The organism is Sporosarcina sp. ACRSL, assembly GCF_022346605.1.
Taxonomy (GTDB): domain Bacteria; phylum Bacillota; class Bacilli; order Bacillales_A; family Planococcaceae; genus Sporosarcina.
Map to the genome: position 1 here is coordinate 102128 of NZ_JAKRNT010000004.1, position 23067 is coordinate 125194.

Consider the following 23067-nt stretch of genomic DNA (forward strand, 5'->3'; position numbering starts at 1 on the left):
TTTTCTATTGAAGTGCTTTGGCATAAATGCCAAAGCACTTTTTATATCCAAACGTGCATAACTCCCAAAACTTACGCATATTTCCCACCAAATACGCATAAGCTCGCCCAAACACGCATAAAGCCGCCAACCTACGCATAAACGCCCCCAAATGCGCATAACCCCAAAAACTTACGCATATCCCAAATAATCTCCGCATAATCTCCCACACCCGCGCATAAACTCTATCAATCAACCAATCCCAAACTAGCAAAATCCATTTTTAAACGCCGAAAACGCACCAAAATCCAAATTTAAACCGCAAAAACGCCCCAAATTTCGAGTTTCACCTAAAGTATTCCAATCGCACGCCAAGCAAGCTAAACTAAACATGAGGTGATTACATGATCTACAAAAAACGGACAATGCCAAACGAACTGAAAGCACTCATTTCACTCGACAAACGCCTGCCCAACAACCACGAAAAAAAGCACGAAGTCAAAAAGAATCTCCTAATGTGCCAAGCGGGCTACAACGGCGAACTTGAATTCGACACCCATATGAAGGAATTCCAGCCTGACTACCCGCACGCCATCCTCCATGATCTCTATCTACAGCACGACGGCATCTATTTCCAAATCGACTCGCTGCTCATCACGCCGGCATCCATCACGATCGTCGAAGTGAAAAATCATAAAGATAAAACTCTCATAAAAGTGAACCCGACGCAATTCATAAGAGTGTTCCAAAACGGCGACCGCCAACCGATGCGCAATCCGTACATCGAAATCGACCGAAAAATCCACTTGCTCAAAAACTGGCTCATGTCGCGTGGCATCCAAATCCCAATCGAAGGCCTCCTTACATTCGCACACACCAACGAACTCGCCATCGAACACCCGTCGCCCGAAATGAAAACGATCTTCACCTACGAAGCACCAGCCCATTTCCGATCACTGTCCGTAGTTGAACCCGTTCTCACCCGATCCGACATCCACAATCTCGCCAACACGATGCTCGCACACCATAAAGACTACAATCCATTCCCGCTCGCAGACCTTTACGACATCGACCCGGCAGACATTAAAACTGGCATCCATTGCCCATCTTGCAACGAACTCGGCATGCAGTGGGGGAGGGAAAAGTGGAACTGCTTCTGCGGCCACACCGGGAAAACGGAGCATCTCGAAGCTGTCCAAGACTGGTTTATGTTAATCAAACCGAAAATGACGAACCGCGATTTTCGCTACTTCACAAAGCTCAACAACCGCAACGTTGCCCGTAACCTGCTCACAAAATCCGGCCTACAACAAATCGGCGACCGGAAAGCAGCTTATTACATTCTAATGAAAGAAGGGAAATCCCCCGCGCCTGTAGAATAAAACAGGACAACAAGAAAGGGGTGCCCTATCCATGACCATCACACTCGAAAAAGTGAACAAAGACAATATACGCGCCTGCGTCCAATTAGAAGTCGCTGAATCCCAACAAGAATTTGTTGCGAAAAATATCAATACGATTGCATGGGCATACGTCGATCCGAACTTCACTCCGTACGCGATTCTCGATGGAGAAACCGTCATCGGCCTACTCGCCATCGAAGACATACCAGAAAACGAAGATTATGATCGCTACTGGATTCCGCGCTTCATGATTGGCGAACAATTCCAAGGCAAAGGCTACGGCAGACAGGCAATGCAAGCTGCGATAGACATGCTAAGCGCCAAGCCTGACTGCCAACGAATCCGCCTATCCGTCTGGCCCGAAAATCCCGGCGCCATCGAATTCTACCAAAAAGTCGGCTTCACCCTAACCGACGAACTCATCCAAGACGAACTCGTCATGGACTACTACGTCCAACACCCCTAAACGCTCCATGCCGGAGCGTTTTTCTTATGGCAATAAACTTGTATAACCGCCCCGTGAACAAAACCCTAATTTGTCAAAACCATTCAGTGCGAGTTCAAATGGCTCTATATAATAGTAGAAACTCCACGAGCCCCTAAAAATACGCATTAACTCCACTAAAAACGCATAAATCCCAACTCTCACGCATAACCGCCGCCAAATCCGCATAACTCCCATTTCTTACGCATAACGCCCAGCAGATGCGCATAAATCCCGCCAGTTACGCATAAATCCCAATTTCCACGCATAACCATCTCCCAATCTCCAAAAATTCCTGTATAATCTACCTCGAAGACTTCAAACGAAAGGAGCAAACCTAAAATGGCCGAAAACTCAACGCCGCCCGACTCATACAAGCCCGACCCGCGCTTCAAGATTGCGCATAGTGAAGCGCTCATCGGCGTCGTGCTCGCAATCTTTAATTTTATTTGGTGGTTCGGCTTCGCATACGGACTCGGCTCGCGCCCACCTGAACAATATACATACATCTTCGGCCTGCCCGACTGGTTCTTCTACAGTTGCGTCATCGGTTTCATCCTGATGTCCGCACTCATCATCGTCATTGCGAAATTTGTATTGAAAGAAGTTCCGCTCGACGCAGAAATCACCGAAACGGAGGAATCACCTAAGTCATGAACATCCAAGTCATCATCCCGAATATCATCCTCCTCGTCGCGATTTTCGCCGTCGGCTACTTCGCTTCGAAGAAAATGAACACATCCGGTGGATTCCTCCAAGAATACTTCCTCGGAGGACGCGAACTCGGCGGCTTCGTCCTCGCCATGACGATGGTCGCCACATATGGCAGCGCATCCAGCTTTCTCGGTGGACCCGGAACCGCCTACACAGTTGGCTTCGGCTGGATCCTGCTCGCCATGACCCAAGTCGTCACCGGCTATTTCGTCCTGCTTATCCTCGGGAAGAAATTCGCCATCCTGGGGCGCAAATACAACGCCGTCACATTGATCGACTTCCTGAAAGCGCGCTATAACAGCCCGGCTGTCGCAATTCTATCAGCCATTGCCATCATTATCTTTCTATTCTCTGCCATGACAGCACAATGGGTCGGCGGGGGACGGCTCATCGAATCGCTCACCGGGCTCCAATACACGACGGCGCTCTTCATTTTCGCGATTTCCGTCCTCGTGTACGTTGTGGTCGGCGGATTCCGCGCCGTCGCACTGACCGACGCCGTCCAAGGAATTATCATGGTCGCCGGCACAGTCATCCTGCTCATCGGCGTCATTATCGCGGGCGGGGGAGTCCCGGCCATCATGCAGGATTTGCTGAATGAAAACCCGAGACTCATCACGCCATTCGGAGCGGACGGCTCACTCACAGCCGCCTACGTATCCTCCTTCTGGATACTCGTCGGCGTCGGCGTCGTCGCTCTCCCGCAAATGGCTGTCCGCGCCATGAGCTACAAAAGCTCCCGCGCCATGCACAGGGCACTCGTTATCGGCACGATCGTCACCGGCCTAATCATGCTGAACATGCACCTGATCGGCATTTTCGCAAGACCCGTCCTTCCGGGAATCGATGTAGGGGACAAAGTCATTCCGTTAATCGCTTTGGAAGTATTGCCCGGATGGCTAGCAGGCATCGTCCTCGCGGCACCGCTCGCGGCCATCATGTCAACCGTCGACTCTCTGCTTTTGCTCGTCAGCTCAGCAATTGTCAAAGATGTCTACATCAGCTACATCAAACCGGATGCATCCGAAAAACGTATCAAGCAGATAAGCATCGGCGTTACCGGTATTCTAGGAATCATTGTCTTCCTACTCGCCATCAATCCGCCCGACCTGCTCATTTTCTTGAACCTGTTCGCCTTCGGAGGACTCGAAGCCGCTTTCATCTGGCCAGTCGTCCTCGGACTCTACTGGAAATACGGCAACAAACACGGTGCTATCCTAAGCATGATCACCGGCATCGTCAGCTACATTGCGATCCACTTCTACAACCAAGCATACGGCGACCTACTCGGCGTCCACACAGTAACGATCCCCGTCGTCCTGTCCCTGCTCGCCTACATCATCGGCTCTCTCGCCATCCAGCGAAAAGCCTTCAGATTTTAAAATGAAAAAGCGGATCCCCACAACCGGGAATCCGCTTTTTTATCTCCAAAAACGCATAAACTCAGAAATCCACGCATAACCGTAGCCAGATGCATATAAATCTCGCTAAGTTCGCATAAATCCCAATACCTGCGCAAAACGTCTTCAACCAACCCCTTAATTTGTTAAAACCATTAGGCGCGACCAGAGAAGGCAAGCCAATAAATAAATCCCCGCGGTTGGAAGAAGTGAAATCCTTTTATAATTATGCTACACTAAACATATACTAAAAAAGACTGAGCGTCGGACAACGCCCAGTCCAATAACAGCAGACATCCGCAGAAGCGGTTGGCCTGTTTGCAAAGAATAGAGTAACCACCTTGCTACTTAGCCGTTAGCGGAAGGTGGTTACTTTCTTTTGGTGATCAATGCAATCGTTGCAATCACAACTGCAGCCCAGAGTGCATGCAATATACCGAATTGCACAAGTATATTTATTGCTTCGTATGTCACCATATATAATCACCCCCTTCGCAAGGGAGTGCCAACCGCCCATCCGCTAAATGTCGCTGCTACTTCTATTCTATCATTCTGTCATAGCGAAAGCGAACTAATATTCGCTTAAAACAAATGCCTAATTCTAACGCAATTACGCATAAAACCGAAAACTTATGCATAAACGCTTCCAATCACGCATAAACCCCAAACCCGCGCATAACCGCCGCCAAATCCGCATAAATCCCGCCAACTCCTCCATAAAATCGAATTCCCGCGCATAACTCCGCCCCATATGCTAAACTAGATTCTATCGACCAAAAGAAAGAAGGCCCATCAACATGTGGAAACTCTACATACTCCTCACCACAACCATGCTATTATGGGGACTCAACCTCCCGATGCTCAAATACATGCTCACACATATGCAACCCGTCACCATGACAGCATTTCGCATCCTATCAGCAGGAATCATGGTCTTCATCATCCTGGGAGCCCTCAAACTCGTCCGTCTCCCAACGAAAAAAGAATGGACCTACATCATCGGCGGAGCCGCACTCAACGTTGTACTCCACCACTACTTTCTTAACATGGGTCTCTTCCGAACATCCGGCACTAACGCCAGCCTCATCCTCGGAACCGGCCCAGTACTAACAGCAATATGTACATCACTCATCCTGCGCAATTACCCGACCAAAATCCAATGGCTCGGCGCAATTATCGGCTTTATCGGTATCGGATCCGTCGTCCTCGCAGGAGGCGAAGGCATTGCGGCACTCAAACTCGGAGACGCATTCATCTTCATCTCCATCCTTGCACAAGTTCTGTCGTTTCTGATAATCGCTAAGGCAGCAAGGACGCTAGACCCAAGGCTTCTCACCGCGTACATGCTGATCGTCGGAAGCCTCGCACTGTTCGTCATCAGCCTCATCCAAGAGCCCGGCGAACTGATGAAATTCGCTACGGTACCGCAGACATTCTGGCTCATCTTCGCCTTAAGCGCGATTTTCGGAACTGCAGTCGGACATATGCTATACAACTATTCAGTCGGTCAAGTCGGCCCATCCAAAGCGGCCATCTTCATGAACTTGAACACCTTATTCGCCCTAGTCGGCTCAGCCGTCTTCCTCGGCGAAATCATCACCGGACGCCACCTATTCGGCTTCGTCCTCATCATTATCGGCGTCATCCTAGGCTCCGGCGCCGCCGAAGACCTCTGGAAAAAACGCAAACAAAACCCCGAGCCGTCCTAAGACAGCTCGGGTTTCCTAATTACGCATAAATCCCATATCCCGCGCATAACCGCGTCCAAATACGCATAAGATCCAATACTTACGCATAAATCCTCCCAGAAACGCATAAATTCCAATTCTCACGCATAACGCCTTCAACTAAAACTTTTAGTTTGTCAAAACCATTCAGCGCGAACAGGGAAGGGGAATCTATAATAGCCCACCGCGCCACCATTGGCAGAGAACACAAATGCCCTTTATAATAGTAGATACAGAAAAGTTGAACAAATCATTGTACCAGTCAGGAGGAATGACATGGAAGTCTTTGCAGAGTTCTTATCAAAAATTGAAAATGAGGAACATCGAGCCCGAACAGAAGAAGTACTAAATTGGGTAAAAGAAAAATATCCAAATTTAGTACCGGAAATTAAATGGAATCAGCCTACGTTTACCGATCACGGCACTTTCATTATCAGCTTCAGCGTATCCAAACAGCATTTGGCGTTCTCCCCTGAAACTGCGGGGATCGTCCATTTTTCAGAGGAAATTTTACAGGCCGGCTATACGCACACCAAGATGCTCGTACGTTTCCCGTGGAATAAACCAGTCAATTACGAACTACTCGAGAAAATTATCGACTATAATATTGCTGACAAAGCAGACTGCACAACCTTCTGGCGCAAATAAATTTGAGGAAGAGGAGGGGCTTGCTTGAGGAGAATTCTCTCGCTACTTATAGTTTTAATAGTAATGGCGGGATGTAGTTACGGAATAAAGATAGAAACATTTGATGGTGGTAGTGAGGAAGATCCGAAAACTTCCATAGTAGATGGTATATCTGATAGTAAAATTCTCAGTGGAGAGGTTATCAAAAAAAGAAGGAAAGAAATTACGCTTGAGCTTAGCGAAAGTTCCAGTATAGGAAAAGGTGAGATCTGGATTAAAGTTGATGATGAAAGTACGTTAGATAACATCAAAAAAGGACAGCAAGTAAGTGTATGGTATGACTACATTAGAGAGTCCAATCCACCAAAAACGAAAGGGTTAAAAATTGAAGTTGACAGCAAGTATGCGCGAACAGGGAAGGGGGATCGCCAATAAATCTCTACGCGACCCTCTCCCGAAGAAAACCTTAGAATCAGTTCCTAATTTGTCAAAACCATTCAGCGCGAAAAAGCAAATTCCTCCCCCAAAAAACTCCCCACGATCCCGAATCCCGCATAAACTTCTCCAAAAACGCATAAATCCCAATACTTACGCATATCTGTCCTCAAATAAGCATAAATTCTTTTAACGACGCATAAATCCTCCCAAATACGCATAAACGCCAACAATCACGCATAACCGCTACATATCCCTCCACACCCTACAAAAAAACCAGTATAATCGTAGAAAAAGGAGGCATACACCTATGAAACTACGAATCCAAGCTGCGCTTCTCACAACAGCACTGCTGCTCACCCCCGCTATCCAGCCGGCACAAGCCGCATCCTTTACGGACGTCCCGAAATCCCACTGGGCGCACGACCCGATCGATGTCATCTCAGACCTTGGCATCATCAACGGCTACCCGGACGGTACCTATAAACTCAACCAACCTGTCACGCGTGCCCAAGCTGCTAAAATCGTCGCGCTCGCTACAAAAACGAAGCCGACACATAGCTTCACGCCTGACTTCAAAGACGTCACACCGGCGCACGGATCATACGACCATATCCGTGCCCTCACTGAACGTGGTATCTTCAACAACGGCGAAGCGTTCAACCCGAACGCATCACTCACACGCGGACAAATGGCCAAAATCATCACACTCGCCTACAACATCATCGTAGACGACAACGACGAAATCTCATTTAGCGACGTCAAAAAAATCAACGGCTACCATAGCTACATTACAACTATCGCCGAACTCGGCATCACGACAACCGCACAAGGCGGCGAATTCAAACCGAACGATCCCGTATCCCGAGCGCATATGGCTGCCTTCATCCATCGCGCCATCGAATTCGACAACAAACGGAAAACCGGCGAAATCTATTACGACCAAGCCCAACGAAAATACGTTGAAAAAGTCTACTCGATCCCTGAGCCACCGCCGGCCCAAATGGACGAGTCACTAGCAGTACAAACCATCAATCTAGTAAACAAAGAACGCCAACAACAAAACCTAGCAACACTCAAACAAGACGATGAACTCTCAGCCATCGCGCAAATAAAAGCCGAAGACATGGCGAAAAACAACTACTTCGCCCATAACTCACCAACGTACGGCACCGTCGGCAACATGCTTGACCAATTCGGCTACGACTGGATGGGCTACGGTGAAAACATCGCCAAAGGCTACACAACAGCCGAAACCGTAGTCCAAGGCTGGATGGAATCGCCCGGCCACCGCGCCAACATCCTGCAGTCCCACTTCACCAACATCGGCACCGGCTACGCCACCGACCAAAACGGCACGACCTACTGGGTCCACATGTTCTCAACAAAATAACAACAAACAGACGGTGTGGGAGGAGGGATCCCAGCCGTCTGTTTCGTTTGATCGCGCAAAGAAAAGCAGGAATAGATTGTGAGTATCCGGCTAAAATTTGTTCCTTTTTCCAATGAGCATTAGTAGGATTCCGTTACCAAACAACAGGATAGATAATACTACCGTGAGTAATGCGACGTCTGGTGCAAATAACTTGATAGAATGCCATGGGGAAGAAGTGAAATAGATAAGCATAGGAATAATGATCATGGAAAGTAAGGTTATTATTACTCCAATGATAAAGAGCATTTTCTGATGTTTTATTGGCTGTTTTAGTTTCATTTTGAATAGTAAACGCGCGAACACATAGGCAAGAATTAAGACGATGACTAAAGTTAGAACTTGAATGATTGGCGTGTTTTTTTCCGCATTTATCGGTGTCTCACCATTCATGATTGATATGATACCATTCCTAAAATGGATAAGAGCAGCTTCTTCTAAAATATGTTCCTTGTTTGTTAAAATGATAGCTCCCCAGTTACTCGTAGGGTAGAAAAAGATGTCTGTACGTGAATCGGGAGTAGATCCTGAATGCCAAATCATTTCTTCTTTCGAATAAGGGTCAGTTATTCTCCAGCCAAAGCCATAATACCTCGTCTCACCAGTTTGAGTATGCGGTGTAAACGCAAGGTCTACTAATTCTTCCCTCACTAATTTATCCTCATCTTTTTGGAGTAAAGCTTTTAAATAGTTAACCATGTCATTTGAGCTTGCAGTTATATAGCCATAAGGAGCTCCTCCATTATCGTAAGGTACGTTACTTTTGACAGGAAATCCAAACCACGATTGATATCCTGATTGATATCCTCGTTCTTTTGCTTTATCTCCATCTGCCCCAGCATGCTTCATTTCTAAAGGAGAAAAAACCTGTTCGTCCATGAACTCAGAATAGGATTGACCTGAAACCTCTTCGATAAGTGCGGCAAGTATAGAGTAGTTTGCATTGCTATATTGATGCTTTGTTCCTGGACTTTCTGTTAGTTCAGTTTTTGAAAGCAAATCTACATTGTTTCGGATGGCAGTTCGTTCATTTGAACCTAAATCTGATATAGCCATCCCGTCATATGTACTGATTCCGCTTGTTTGTGTAAGTAACTGTTTTACCGTTATCTTCGAAGAAGAATCTTTATCTTTGAGTGTAAAGTAAGGGACATATTGAATGACCGGATCATCCAGATGTACGAATCCTTTTTCCACAAGTTTTAGTACTCCAAGGGATGTAAAAGACTTACTTATAGAACCTAACAAAAAAGGAGTGTTTGCAGTAACTTTTGTTTTCTCTCCTCCTGTGACACCAAAAGATTCCGAATAAATGACTTCATCGTCCTTCACAATTGAAATGGATGCTCCAGGAATGCGATTCTCAGTAAGGAAGGTTTCTATGTATGAATGTAATTCTTCCGTTTTAGCGTTTTGAGCTAAAACTTGTAATGCAGGCAGGGAAAACAGGAAAAGGATAATAACTGCAATGAACCATTTTCTTTTCACCTTACATCCCACCTCTTGGAATTGCTCGTTGCAAAATACCATAAGTGCACCTCGTTTCTAGTTAATTATCAATTCTTTCATAATTAAATATAACAAGTAAGAATAATAGTATTGTCAGTCCCAAGGCCGGGATTTGAACCATCTTAAGTATGAATTTATTGTAGTTTAACAACTAATCCAAACAAAAAAAGGAGTAGCCACTACCCCTTTTCGCAAATTAGTATTTCATTTTTCGAGGCTCTACATAATCCGGAAAATCAGTAATAATGGCATCAACACCCATATCAAACAAAAAGTCTGCCGTATCTTGGCTCCGCACCGTCCACGAGCCAATTTGCATACCTAACGAGTGAACATTTTCCACCAATTCCTCTGTCACAATTCCATAGCTCGGGCTAAACCATTCCGCATACATCGAAAACTCCTGTAAAGCTTCCGGTGTTGTATCTGCCGTATTAGAAGTCAATACACCGACTGGAACACGGGGAAGAAGCGCGTCCATTTTCTTCATTGATTCAAAGTTAAACGATTGAATAATGATCTTTTCATTTTGAGGTTTATCGAGATTTCGTTCTCTTAATGCCTCCGCCACCTGCTTTTCAATGCCTGGATAAAGCTCTGGAGCCTTTAACTCTACGAAAATACCGATCTTTCCGTAATAACGATCAAGAACCTCTTCAAATGTCGGAAGCGATTCTCCTGCAAATTGTTCCCCGAACCAACTGCCTGCATCAAGACCTCTCAGCTCTTCAAATGATAAATCTCCAACTTGCCCCGTCCCATCCGTCGTCCGATCTACTGTTGTATCATGAATTACCACCAGTTCACCGTCTTCACTTCGTTGCACATCGATTTCAATGTAATCAGCTTTCATATCGACAGCGAGATCAAAAGCAGCAATCGTATTTTCAGGCGCATACCCCGTTGCACCCCGATGGGCAACATTATGTACTTGTTTTCTTTCGCCAAAAGTCGGGTCTTCCGCTACAATCGAACCTATTGGGTTGAATAAAAACGATAAAGCTACACCTGTTTCTAGCAGTAATTGCTTGCTCATGCTCACCATCTCCTATCTAAACTAGATTCAACTCTAGTTTAAAATAGGAATGTTAATCTACTATGTAGATAGAAGCATTTCTACGTATAGATGGTGTTAACGAAACTCGATCGTTTTCACTACGTATCTTTACAAAGCGGTTTAATAAAAAAGTAACGGAAAGGGAGGTGCCCATATGAAAACTATCAGCCAAGAAATCAAAGAGATGTCCATCGAATCGTTGGAGTCAACTCTTAATAAACTATCGAATTCCTACAATAGCATGACAGAAAAGGGGTCAAACACAACCCTTGTCCAAAAGAGACGAGACGCAGTAAAAATAGGTTTAGACAGCCTGAAAGCTACCTGGAATGAGGAAGATTTCAACTACGAAGAAGAATCCATAGTGGTTTCCAAAAAAGTTCTGCAAAGTGTCCTTCCCTCGATAGAAAAACAGATAGCAAAAGCAAAAGAAGGCAGTCCTCAAAAAACAATCAATGAGCGCCGCTTAACTGCACTTAAACTGTCCATCGAATCCTTGGAGAACCGTCTTAACTGAGTCCAAAAGAAAAACGCCAGAAATGGCGTTTTTCATGCTCAGTATTTACCTTGATTGTTTCTCATGTTTTGGGTTACTTTCTGTGCAGCATTTTTAGTTGCATCCACAGTCTTCATTGCGATATTTTCGGTTGTTTCCAAAGCATTGTGAGCTGTTTCAAATGCGGATCCAGCGGTTTTCTTAATATCCTCCGCAACACTTTTGCGATTTTGTTGATTCGTCATCACATCTCACCTCCTAAGCAAATGTAGGATATGTGGAATGACAAGATCTATCCGTTCAACGGTTAGGAACCTTTTCCTTATTTGCTGCCATTGCGACCGTTTTCTTACTCCCCATTAGATACACCATCAAAATGATTATCATCGTAGCTGCAGAATAAGTAAAGGTCAAGCCGTACCCAACACTTTTTGCTAACAATCCGAGTCCTACGGAACCAAGTGCCAAACCACCATCGATAAAAATCAGAAGCATCGAATTGGCTGTTGCCTTTTTTTCTTCTGGAACAAGCTGTAGTGCCCAAGCTTGGATCGTTGGATGAATGACGGCAAAAGCGATTCCGAACAACACCCCCGAAATCAACACCATCAACATACTCTTAGAGAAGCCTAACAGAACCAAACCGGCAGCCCCTGAAATAGCGGCAGGAATAATAAGTATTCGGTGCCCGAAACGATCAAAGATTTTACCCGAGAACGCACGAATAATCACCATCGCAATCCCTTGTGCGATAAAAAACTGAGAAATACGACCACCCACACCGATCTCTTTCCCAAACGCCCCAATAAAGTTGACAGTTCCTGCAATGGCTACATAATTCAACGCAACCAAAATACATGGAAGAAGGACACGTTTATCAAACATGTACTTATAGAACGGTTCGTTCGTTGTCGCCTTCGCACTTTCCTTATTTTGTGGGACAGTATTTTTTGTAAAGAAACTGCACACTAACGAAAAAGACATAAGGCCGAGCGTTAACATCATCATTGATCGGAATGAGAAATTCGCAAGATAAGCAATCGCGATAAGCGGCCCAAGTGTCGTCCCAACGCTTGTCGACATGGCAAAGAAAACGATACCTTCACCTAACCGGGATCTTGGAACGATATTACTGGAGATTGTAAAAACCAAAATCGTCAGCATACTAAACCCAATACCTTGCAGCGCACGAATGAAAATTAAAAAACCAATCGAGTCGTTTACAAAAGTTAAAGCGATCGTTCCCAGGAAATAAATGATCGAAATAATGAGGAGCAATTTCATATTCACTTTTTGAATAATGACGCTTGCGAAGAACCGCGTAACCAACGATGCCAACATTAACGTAGTCGTCATAATTCCAGCAATCGCTGGGTTATTGCTAATGGTTGATACGAAAATCGGGAAACCCGCCGTAATCATGTAAAAAGATGCGAACATGACTAACGACAATAAAATAATGATGACATATTGGTTTGTCCAAAGTTTGGCTTTTTTACCCAATAGAGATGACCGCCTTTCAAGGCTATTTCATCATCTATTCTGCCCATTATTTTTAAAATGATTAGAGCTGTTTTCAGTAAAAGAAAAAGTTTTGTTTATAGTGGGAAAAACTCACTCGACTATTTCAAGAAGGAACACACAAGCTACAGATGTAATAAATACAGTCAACAGAAAGGTGGAGTGAAATGAAGAACAACATTCAGGTCTTACCTATCGTTGCTGCCATTGGCATTGGGGCTGCCGCCTATAGTCTGATGACCGGACGTGGCGGCCAATTGCAAAACATGTTGCCGCAGTTAACGAAGATGGGCAAAGGCAATACAAGCCAGTAAAAGTAATCAACAGCCAGTGACAGCTAGCTCTTAGCTAGCTGTCCTTTTTTACATACTTCAATTAAGCAGGAATTATATACATGTTTGTTGAATTAATTTCATTAACTTATTGAGGGAGGTAGATGGGATTGAATCGAATTGAAATGCTTGTATACATGCTGGATATAACGTATGACAAAGAAGGTTGGTATGCGCCGTTAAAAGACGCATTGGAAGGGATCACCGCAGAACAGGCTAGCTGGAAACCAACTGGAGAAGCGACCAAATCAATTTGGGAGAATGTGAACCATCTTATTTATTACAAAGAAAAACTTGTAGCCATTATGGAAGGCCGGGAATGGCCACATCATCTTGATGGGAATGAAACCTTCTATCTGACTGATCCATCAAATGATGATCAGGAATGGAAGGAAGTTATAGAACGTGCTGAAAAGGTTCAAGCGAACTTAAGACAGGCGCTAAATAAAACTACGGTGGAACAGCTTGACCAAGATTCACTAGAATTGAAGCTAATAAACATCATGCTTCACGATGCCTACCATACGGGTCAAATTATTCAAATTAGAAAAATGCAAGGTTCTTGGCCTTCACATCGTTAAAAATAGTTTAAAAGCTACCAAACTTGGTGGCTTTTTCTCGTTACTCCCCCTAATTTGTTAAAACCATTCAGCACGATTCAAAAATCCTCCCACAAAAAACGCCCGCGCACATCCAACCACGCATAAACCCGCCCAGAAGCGCATAAATCGCAAAATTTACGCATAAACACCACGAACCACGCATAAATCCCCACAATCACGCATAACCGTCGCCGACTATGCATAAATCCCAAAACCTACGATAAACCGCCTCGCCCATCCCAAAAGTAACACTGCCATTAAATCTACAAAACTATTCTCCCGTACCATGTCTTTAATCTCCCAAAGTGGGTATAATAACATAACAACCACCCCCAGAAAGGAGTCACCGGCATGAAACAAATCCAATCCATCCTACTCGCATTCCTAACAATAATCCTACTCGCACCAGCTGCCGCGGCTCAGACACCAATGGCAGATGCCGCACGCATCGACGACATCAAATTCTTCGTCGAAAACTTCTACTATGGCGACATCCCAGAAAACCTTCATGCCATGACGACCATAGACGAAATCGTTGGGGCGCTTGACGAATACTCCCGCTACATGACAGCGGACGAATACTTGAACTACGTAGCAGCAGTCGGAGCAGACGACGTGGCCTTCCAAAACATAACCGAACCCGCCGTCACATCCTCCATGCTCTACGGTAACATCGGCTATATCAAAATCAGTTCCTTCTCCACGAATATGGATAAGGTCGTCACGAAGCATTACACGAATCTCAAAAAGCAAGGCGCTGACAAACTCATCATCGACCTCCGCTACAACGGTGGCGGCTACGTCGAAAGCGCCGAACAACTCCTTGGCCACTTCGAAGGCGTTAAAACCGCCTACGAAATGAAAACGAGGGAAGGCACGACAACCGTAAAACCCGTACCATCGAAAATAAAATTCCCGAAACAGACCTATATACTCGTCAACCGCTACTCCGCATCCGCATCTGAAATCGTGGCGGCATCCCTCCAAGACCAAAACGCCGCCATCATCGTCGGTGAACGGACAAAAGGGAAGGGGACGATCCAATCGTTCTTCGAATTCGAAGACGGCTCAGCACTGAAACTGACAATCGGCGAATTCACAGGACCGAAAAAATCCAAAATTCATCGCCAAGGAATCGAACCGACGATTTCCTCCGAATACGACGAAGAACTCTCGACGATCCATGCGCGCCTACTGAAAGAATCATTGGCGCATAAACAATACAAACAAGTTGACAACCTGCAAAACGTGCCTACAAACAAAGTATTCCACATTCATTTCACTCAGGAAATGAACCTTAACGATGCCAATGCGTCCAATAAAGTGGAACTCATTAAAGTAGGAGGTGTCGCAGTCCCGATCTCCATTAAACCGAACGGCACAGACGTACTCGACATCACACCAAACAAACAAATGCAAAAAGGCGGCAAATACTATCTAGTCATCCACCCAGGCTTCGCAAACGACGCCGGCAGGACAACAAAGCAAGGCATCTACACACCCATTACGGTAGAATAAAACGGTTCAATTATGTACAGCCGAAATGGATATGCTATAATTTACGAATGTCAAAAGTATTTACATGATAATATTTATAAAGTGTCGCTGAAGCGACTTTAACTCGATAGCACTCCCATACGAAAGGAACATTACTCATGAACAACAATATATGCGTTGTCGGCCTGGGCTACATCGGCCTCCCGACAGCTGTCATGTTCGCCAACAGCGGCGTAAAAGTCCACGGCGTCGACATTAACGAAAGAGCAGTTAACATGATCGCCAACAAGCAGCTACATATAGAAGAAACAGGACTCCAAGAACGACTCGACCAAGCCATCGACAGTGGAAACCTCACCGTCTCCATGACACCCGTCGAAGCAGATGTCTTCATCGTCGCCGTCCCGTCGCCAATCAATCCCGACAACACGGCTAACCTAGAATACATCCGTCAAGCAACAGCATCGATCGTACCATACGTAAAACCAGGCGCACTCGTCATCCTGGAATCGACCGTCCCACCAAAAACAGTCGAAAACGTCATGTTGCCGGAGCTTCGCAAAACAGGTCTGACAATTGGCGAAGACCTCTTCGTTGCTCACTCGCCTGAACGCGTCATCCCAGGTAAAATCTTTGAAGAACTCGTCAACAACGACCGCATCGTTGGCGGCATCACACCGGTATGTGCAGAAAAAACGAAAGCGCTCTACAAAACGTTCGTCCAAGGTGAAATCCATCTGACAGACGCAACAACAGCTGAACTCGTAAAAGTTATGGAAAACACATACCGCGACGTCAACATCGCATTCGCGAACGAACTCGCGAAAATCGCAGAAACAATCGGCGTCGACATTTGGGAAGCGATCCGCTTCGCCAACTTCCATCCGCGTGTAAACATCCATACGCCGGGACCAGGAGTAGGCGGTCACTGTATCGCAGTAGACCCATGGTTCCTAGTTGAACTCAACCCGGCAAACGCCGAAATCATACACAAAGCTCGTCTCACAAACGACGGCATGCCGCAATTCGTCGCTCAAAAAGCACAATTCCTGCTTGACGCAAAAGGGATCACAAACGGCAAAGTAGCGATCCTCGGCCTCGCATTCAAAGGCGACGTCGACGACATGCGCGAAAGCCCATCCATAAAAGTGATCGAAGCACTACAAGATTTGGGGCTCGAAGTAAAATCATTCGACCCGCACATTAAAGAATTGCAGCACACGACACAACAAGCAACATTAGAAGAGGCAACTCAAGACGCTGACCTGATCATCTTGACAACGGATCATACCGACTTTAAACAGCTCAGCCCGAATTCACTTACAACAAAACAGCCGAAACCATTCGTCCTCGACACGAAAAACGCATTCTCTCGAGAAAAATGGGAACAAGCCGGATTCCATTATTTCAAACTCGGAGACGGCTCACCCGTAGGAGTCATGAGTTAAATGAAAGAAACGATACTCGGCGTCGACGTCAACACAGAGAATTACGATGAACTCATCCCGAAGCTCTTCCACAACATCGACGCCAAAAAGAAATCACTCGTTGTCGCCATCAACCCTGAAAAACTAATGAAGGCAAAAGACGACCCAGCGCTAAAAGCCCTCCTCAACCGTGCGGAATTTCAAATTCCGGACGGCATTGGGGTGATTATCGCGTCCAAGCTTCAAAAAGGCAACATAACATCCCGCGTAACCGGTGTAGACATGATGGACAGAATTGTGAGGGAAGCCGCCCGAACAGGCAAGTCCATCTTTCTCTACGGCGCAAAACCCGGTGTTGCAGAAGCGGCAGCTGCTAAACTGATCGCCACCTATTCCGACCTCAAAGTCGCCGGTACACAGGATGGCTATGAAAAGGATACGTCAAAGGTGATCGATAAAATAAATGCCGCGAAACCTGACATCTTATTCGTTGCCATGGGTTCGCCGAAACAGGAATTATGGATCGAAGAACATCGTGATAACCTACATCCAATCCTTTACCAAGGAGTTGGCGGTTCATTCGATGTACTCGCAGGCAATGTCAAACGTGCACCAGCAGCTTTCCAAAAAGCTGGCGCCGAATGGCTATATCGGTTATTATTGGAACCGAGCCGTATCAAGCGGCAAATGAATCTACCAAAATTCCTCTTTCAAATAATTCGCCAAAAATAATGAAACATACTTGTAATCTATTAAATCTGATGATAGAATACGTAAGTGTAAGGATAATTTCCTCTGTAGCATATATTATTAAACGCCACGCAGGACGAAAACGGTTGGTTGACCGCACAAAAGGACTTGAACAGCTCCCATCTGTTCAGGTCTTTTTGCATTTTATTGAGAAAAGCGGAGGACGCCTGCCAATGGATGACAGGGTAAACCGTTTAACCTAAAGTTATTCTGATGCTGTTAGCCTAGAAAAAAGGGATTCATGTTTGCTCAAAATATCTCTCTAAAAAAATCTACTTTCCCCTGACCATATGATAGATTAGAAGGTAAGGCTATGACTCCTTTCAGAGTCGCAAAATCTCATGTCGGAAATCGAAAAACTAAAACGACTATCCCCGCTACCTTAGGATGATCCATTACCTCCACACCAATACTCTACTATTAAGGTTCTACTATAGTTATCGAAGTAATAGACCCTTATGAAGTAGCTAAATAGGACAACCAATTACCTTCCCGTAAAAAACTCTTTCTATTAGGTTCTATTTTGTATCTTCCAGTAATAGATTCTAGGGAGTCGCCAATTGGGACAACCAATTTATTTTCCAGAAATCTATTACCTTCTATCTAATAGAACCTAGAAAATCCGGTATATAGGAGAACCAATTGCTTTTTCTAATACTATTTTATCCCATTACTCTTCTATTTCATTTATTTCATTAATAGATTCATGAAGGAGGGGGAACCGCCAAGTAGAATGGCAATGATAAGCAATAATAAATCATTTAGATTGGCAGAAACCCAATAAAGATAGGACGACCAAAAACAGTAAGATTATTTGAATGATTTGAGACTTTTTTTGAAATATGATAGAAATACTTGATATATTTTTGAGATAAGGTAGAATAGTAGAAGCAGCGGAAAATTACATAGGGTTTGGGACTTGCAATCTAGCAAAATACCAATAAGTAATTGACATCCCTGCTGTAAGTATCTATACTTTAGTTTGTAATGGCTTCTACTTCCATTTTGCCGTGGGGTAGATGACAAATTTTATTTCTTAATAAGAGGAGGAAATTATTCAATGGCTAACCAACCAACGAAGTATCGTAAGTTTGTAGTTGGCGCTGCATCAGCTGCTCTAGTAGCATCCGCAGTAGCACCAGTAGCAAGCGCGAAAGATTTCTCAGACACAAAAGGTAACACACATGAAGCAGCTATCGATGCACTATCTGATGCTGGCATCATCTCCGGCTACGAAGACGGAACATTCAAGCCGAACAAAACTTTAACACGTTCTGACGTTGTTAAATTGTTGGGTAAATGGCTTGTATCTGAAGGACGCGAAATTCCTGCAGACTACAAAACAAACCCACGCTTCACAGATTTGACATCTGCTTCAAACGATGAGCTTCTAAAATATGCTGCAGTTGTTAAAGACAACGGCGTATTCAACGGAAGCAACGGTCGTCTTCTTGCAGGCGACAACATCACTCGTGAGAACATGGCAGTAGTACTTGTTCGCGCGTTTGATACAGTTAACGATATCAATCTAGTAGAATACGTTGAAGGTCAAGACTTCAAAAAAGAAGTAACAGACCGTAGCGCAGCTAAATCTGAAGCACGCACAGCAATCGATGTCCTAGACTTCTTCGACATCACAACTGTTGCAAACTTCAACCCTAAAGGTACTGCAACTCGCGGACACTTTGCTACATTCCTTCACAACTTCCTAAACGCTGATCTTTCACAAGTTACTGGCGTTGTAGCTGGTGTTGAGTCAATCACGGCTGTTAACAACACAACTGTTGAAGTGAAGTTTGTTGAAAAGGTTGAAGATCTTGCAGCTCTAGACTTCGCTATCGAAGGTCTTAAAATCGATAACAAAGTTCTTAAGCAAACTGACGCTAAAACTGTAGTATTGACTACTGCTGTTCAAGAAGGCGGAAAAACTTACACAGTAACTGCTAACGGCAACAAGCTTGGAACATTCTCTGGTGTATCTGCAGTAGTTCCAACTGCTATCAGTGTTGTTACTCCATCTCAACAAGGTGTAATTGGTAAAGATATTACTGTCTCTGCTACAGTTACTGTTCCAGAAGGACAATCCAAAGCAGGCGTACCAGTTACTTTCAACGTCGTTAACGATAAAGTTACAAACGAAAAACTTGAAGCAGTTGCTTATACGAATGCAGATGGTGTAGCTTCTTACACTTACACTCGTTACTATGCTTCTGAAGACAATATTGCAGCATACGCTACAAGCAAATCTTCAGTAGTATCTTCTGGTAAAGTATACTGGGATACAGCAATTCAACTTGCTGTTGAAGAACTTACAACTGGAAACGACTTAGCTAACGAAACTAAAAAATCGTACAAAGTTACTGGTGACGCAAACACTACTTACTACATTGCAATCAAAGAAAACTTGTCTGTAACGCCAGATAAGATCACAAATGTAAAAGTACAAAACTACAATACAACACCTGAAACTACAGATGACTTTGTAACTCCATATACATTGTCAACAAGCTCACAAAATGTAGTTGCAGCAGTAAGAACAAACTCAAATGGTGAAGGTTCATTCACAATCTATGGTTCTAACCTAGAAGCAACACCAATTGTGTATAGCCCAGAATCTACACCAACGAATCCACAAACTTACACGTACAACAGATTGGATCTACAAGCTCAAGCACCAACTGTTAAATTCTCACGTGTAGACCAATTGGCTCTTACAGTTGTAGGTGAAGGTACAGCTAACTCTGCACAATCTGCTCAGAACTTGGCAGCAGGTAATGTTGCAGCTAATGCTACATCAGTAGGTGGACGTACTTACACCGTAACTGTGACAGCTAAAGATGGTAAAGTAGCTCCTGAAGGAACAACAGCATACGTTACTTTCCAAGCTGCCAACTACGGCATTGATACGAATGGCGGAATTTACTTCTCAACTGGAGCAAAGGCATTCGAATCAATCCTAAAAGCAGATAATACAGCTAAAGTATTCCCAATCACAGTAGGTAAAGATGGAAAAGCACAATTCCGCGTTGCGGGTAACGGTGCAACAACATTTGTAAAACCAACTGTATTCTTAAACACTGCTGGTAGCACAGCTACTCCTGCATTAGATACTGCTGACATTCAGCAAGTTGCTGAAGTAACTTACTTCAAGTCAGCTAGCGTAACAAATGCAGTGCTATCGGTTAAGGATGAATACGGTCGAACAGTTACTTCAGTAGATGCTGGTAAAGATGCATACTTCACGTATCAATCTGTAGACCAAAATGGTTTCGCTTATCGTCCTACTGGATGGACAACTGAAGGAACAACTCAATTAGTATGGGTGCCTGTATATGGTACAGATGCAGCTGGTAACCAAGTAATTCTTCGTTTTGAACAAAAAACAGAAGTAACTCCTGGTACTACAGTTCATCAATACACACTAGCATTTGATGTTACTTCATTATTTGGTAACGCTACAGTTAAAGATGCTGCTGGTAACGTACTTAACCCAACTAACCCAACACAAAACTTGGGTAATACTAAAACTTACCACGTGAAATCAGATGCAGATGGGAAAGCTATCGTTCGTGTAACTTCTGCTGCTGCTGATACAGTAACTGTAAACGTAACTGGTGCTAACACTATCTTACCGACACAATCAGCTTCAGTGTCATTCACAAATTCATCAGCTGTTCCAGCACTTTACACTGGTGTTGTAGAATCAATTAATAGTGCTAGCCGAACACTTAAATTTGCTGGTAAAAATGCAATTTCTTATGGTGGAAATAATGTAGTCTACCGTAACTTGAATAACACACCAATTGCAAATGCTGATGATTTTGCAAGCGCATTGGTAAACGCTGCAGGTACTGTCCAAGTTACTTATGAAGTAAAAGACGGTGTAACTACTTTCTATATCTATAGTATTTCATCAACTGGAACTGCACCAACGGACACAGCTGCTGCTCCAACAGTTACAGCTACTCTAGTAGATACTGACCTTGATGCTGGTGAAATCGGTGGCGTTCTTGCAATTACAACTACTAACGCTTCTGTGGCATCTGTAAAAGTAAATGGTGTAGATTTAACTCCAGTAAACGGGATTTATACTGTGGCTCAAAATACACCTTCTAATGCAACAATCGTTGTAACTGTTGTTAACTCTGTAGGAACAACTGTTTCTCATACTGTGAACGTAACAGATGTTTCACAAAAGGCAGCAGCAGTAGATACACTAATTGAAGGTTTCGCAACACCTGATGCTACTCAAGCGCAAGTAACAGCAGCAAGAACAGCATATGATGCATTAACTGCTGCTGAGAAAGCATTAGTAAAACCAGCTAATGTATCAAAATTACAAGCAGAAGAAGCTAAGTTAGCAGCTGCAACAGATGCAGCAAAAGCTACTGCAGTAGATACACTAATTGAAGGTTTCGCAACACCTGATGCTACTCAAGCGCAAGTAACAGCAGCAAGAACAGCATATGATGCATTAACTGCTGCTCAGAAAGCATTAGTAAAATCAGCTAATGTATCAAAATTACAAGCAGAAGAAGCTAAGTTAGCAGCGGCATCAGCAAACGCTGAAATCGCAGCTGCTAAAACGGCAATTGGTACTACACATGAATTTGCTGCTGGTACTGATTTAACTGCTAATAACTCTGCTACTTTAAAAACGGCTCTAGATACAAAAGCCAATAATGCTAAAATCAATCTAGTAGTTACAAAAGATACTGATACTAGCTATACAGTAGTTATCTCACATGCTGATGGTGGAACTTCAGAAACTGTAACTGTAACTGTATCTGCAGCTTCTTAATAAAACTAAACGAAACGTTACTCAATAAACTGAGCTAATCAGTGAAATGAGTGGAAACGAATACCCCGTGTCTTGCCTTTTGGTAGTACACGGGGTTTCTTTCTAACTGCTACCTTCCAATTAGTGGGTGGAACTCCTACTCTTGTAAACAGTCAACTACAAGTGCCTAATCCTCCTGCATCCAGTGATGTGCTGAATACACAGAAGGGATGAAGTCAGGTGAAGTCGTACCCGGTGGTCCCGGGGCGGGGCTCTTTAAAAGGTTCCTACGGTTAGGCAGACGAATCCATGTAGGCAGGGTAAGCTAGTGTATAGTGCGAAATAAGCTAGGAGCTCACTTTACATCCCTATAGCTGAAATACTATAGTGGCGATCGAGAGATTGACTGTTAATCCGGTCGTTCTTACACCTGGATAGTGGAAACCTAAGGGAATCAAAAAGAGGGATGGAAATAGCGGAACGTTTGAAGTCTTACTGGAAGAGGTGTATCAGCACCTAGGAGGCTAGTAAGATGGCAGCGGGTTCATAGTAGTGTTGATGGTTAGCCGTTCGGACTTGTATGGTAACATGCGAGAAGGAGAAAACTAACCGGAGCGAAGGAACCCAGTCAGTGGTAGTTAATTTACTGAATTGCTTATTTCCCCAAAATTAAGCATTCAAATTGGATAGGACCAGTCATGATTAATGATTGGTCCCTATCTTTGGATATTATATAGGTATAATGAAGTAAGACTACATGCTTATAATGAATAAATAACTACTGCTGATAGCACGCCGTATGCGGTGAAAGCCGCCTGTACGGTGTAGGCTCGAATCGAAAACCACAACAAGTGGTATAAGACGAGAATAGCGAAGTTACAGTTAATAATGTATC

The 23067-nt window shown here is 44.3% G+C and carries 20 protein-coding genes; 15 read left to right on the forward strand and 5 right to left on the reverse strand.

The window, feature by feature from the left end:
- The first annotated feature begins 383 nt into the window (after positions 1-383).
- Complete coding sequence (locus MHZ92_RS07465; RefSeq protein ID WP_239430982.1) at positions 384-1361, forward strand: nuclease-related domain-containing protein; 978 nt, start codon at positions 384-386, stop codon at positions 1359-1361.
- Positions 1362-1392: 31 nt separating this feature from the next.
- Positions 1393-1848 (forward strand): GNAT family N-acetyltransferase, encoded by a 456-nt coding sequence (locus MHZ92_RS07470; protein ID WP_239430987.1) that lies wholly within the window; start codon positions 1393-1395, stop codon positions 1846-1848.
- A gap of 179 nt (positions 1849-2027) precedes the next feature.
- Here MHZ92_RS07470 and MHZ92_RS21575 read toward each other — a convergent pair whose 3' ends face one another.
- Positions 2028-2375 carry a hypothetical protein gene (locus MHZ92_RS21575; protein ID WP_239431254.1) on the reverse strand — a complete coding sequence of 116 codons (348 nt, stop codon included), beginning with the start codon at positions 2373-2375 and terminating at the stop codon, positions 2028-2030.
- On the opposite strand from MHZ92_RS21575, the gene MHZ92_RS07480 reads away from it, so the two are divergent.
- From MHZ92_RS07480 to MHZ92_RS07505, 6 genes are all read left to right on the forward strand, one after another.
- Positions 2293-2523, forward strand: coding sequence for a YhdT family protein (locus MHZ92_RS07480; protein ID WP_239430988.1), 231 nt, complete (start codon positions 2293-2295; stop codon positions 2521-2523). The two genes, MHZ92_RS21575 and MHZ92_RS07480, sit on opposite strands and share 83 nt — an antisense overlap.
- Positions 2520-3962 carry a sodium/pantothenate symporter gene (gene panF, locus MHZ92_RS07485; protein ID WP_239430995.1) on the forward strand — a complete coding sequence of 481 codons (1443 nt, stop codon included), beginning with the start codon at positions 2520-2522 and terminating at the stop codon, positions 3960-3962. Before MHZ92_RS07480 ends, panF begins: the two co-directional genes overlap by 4 nt.
- An 815-nt stretch (positions 3963-4777) precedes the next feature.
- Positions 4778-5689: a DMT family transporter gene (locus tag MHZ92_RS07490; protein WP_255723425.1), complete on the forward strand. Its 912-nt coding sequence runs from the start codon at positions 4778-4780 to the stop codon at positions 5687-5689.
- Between the two features lie 294 nt (positions 5690-5983).
- Entirely contained in the window at positions 5984-6355 is a 372-nt protein-coding gene (locus tag MHZ92_RS07495; RefSeq protein WP_239430997.1) for an iron chaperone, read from the forward strand.
- A 24-nt stretch (positions 6356-6379) separates the two neighbouring features.
- Complete coding sequence (locus MHZ92_RS07500) at positions 6380-6769, forward strand: DUF3221 domain-containing protein (RefSeq protein ID WP_239430999.1); 390 nt, start codon at positions 6380-6382, stop codon at positions 6767-6769.
- A gap of 310 nt (positions 6770-7079) precedes the next feature.
- A complete protein-coding gene (locus MHZ92_RS07505; RefSeq protein ID WP_239431006.1) occupies positions 7080-8162 on the forward strand; it encodes an S-layer homology domain-containing protein in 1083 nt (360 codons plus the stop codon).
- A gap of 90 nt (positions 8163-8252) precedes the next feature.
- On the opposite strand, the gene MHZ92_RS07510 is transcribed toward MHZ92_RS07505, so the two are convergent.
- The gene (locus MHZ92_RS07510; RefSeq protein ID WP_239431008.1) at positions 8253-9689 is read right to left on the reverse strand and encodes a serine hydrolase domain-containing protein; all 1437 of its coding nucleotides are present in this window, start codon (positions 9687-9689) and stop codon (positions 8253-8255) included.
- 217 nt (positions 9690-9906) lie between these two features.
- Entirely contained in the window at positions 9907-10746 is an 840-nt protein-coding gene (locus MHZ92_RS07515; RefSeq protein WP_239431010.1) for a glycerophosphodiester phosphodiesterase, read from the reverse strand.
- A gap of 175 nt (positions 10747-10921) precedes the next feature.
- Here MHZ92_RS07515 and MHZ92_RS07520 point away from each other — a divergent pair, with 175 nt between their 5' ends.
- Positions 10922-11284, forward strand: a complete 363-nt coding sequence (locus tag MHZ92_RS07520; RefSeq protein ID WP_239431012.1) for a hypothetical protein — start codon at positions 10922-10924, stop codon at positions 11282-11284.
- Positions 11285-11322: 38 nt separating this feature from the next.
- On the opposite strand, the gene MHZ92_RS07525 is transcribed toward MHZ92_RS07520, so the two are convergent.
- Both MHZ92_RS07525 and MHZ92_RS07530 read right to left on the reverse strand, forming a co-directional pair.
- Positions 11323-11508 (reverse strand): hypothetical protein, encoded by a 186-nt coding sequence (locus MHZ92_RS07525; RefSeq protein WP_239431018.1) that lies wholly within the window; start codon positions 11506-11508, stop codon positions 11323-11325.
- Between the two features lie 55 nt (positions 11509-11563).
- Complete coding sequence (locus MHZ92_RS07530) at positions 11564-12766, reverse strand: MFS transporter (RefSeq protein ID WP_239431020.1); 1203 nt, start codon at positions 12764-12766, stop codon at positions 11564-11566.
- A 185-nt stretch (positions 12767-12951) separates the two neighbouring features.
- Here MHZ92_RS07530 and MHZ92_RS07535 point away from each other — a divergent pair, with 185 nt between their 5' ends.
- From MHZ92_RS07535 to MHZ92_RS07560, 6 genes are all read left to right on the forward strand, one after another.
- Positions 12952-13098, forward strand: coding sequence for a hypothetical protein (locus tag MHZ92_RS07535; RefSeq protein ID WP_239431022.1), 147 nt, complete (start codon positions 12952-12954; stop codon positions 13096-13098).
- Between the two features lie 143 nt (positions 13099-13241).
- On the forward strand, positions 13242-13697 hold the full coding sequence (locus tag MHZ92_RS07540; protein ID WP_370644665.1) for a DinB family protein: 456 nt from the start codon (positions 13242-13244) through the stop codon (positions 13695-13697).
- Positions 13698-14069: 372 nt separating this feature from the next.
- On the forward strand, positions 14070-15236 hold the full coding sequence (locus MHZ92_RS07545; RefSeq protein WP_239431025.1) for a S41 family peptidase: 1167 nt from the start codon (positions 14070-14072) through the stop codon (positions 15234-15236).
- Between the two features lie 137 nt (positions 15237-15373).
- Positions 15374-16663 carry a nucleotide sugar dehydrogenase gene (locus MHZ92_RS07550; protein WP_239431032.1) on the forward strand — a complete coding sequence of 430 codons (1290 nt, stop codon included), beginning with the start codon at positions 15374-15376 and terminating at the stop codon, positions 16661-16663.
- Positions 16664-17374, forward strand: a complete 711-nt coding sequence (locus MHZ92_RS07555; protein WP_239431033.1) for a WecB/TagA/CpsF family glycosyltransferase — start codon at positions 16664-16666, stop codon at positions 17372-17374.
- A gap of 1078 nt (positions 17375-18452) precedes the next feature.
- Positions 18453-22193, forward strand: a complete 3741-nt coding sequence (locus MHZ92_RS07560; protein ID WP_239431041.1) for an S-layer homology domain-containing protein — start codon at positions 18453-18455, stop codon at positions 22191-22193.
- Positions 22194-23067 lie beyond the last annotated feature (874 nt).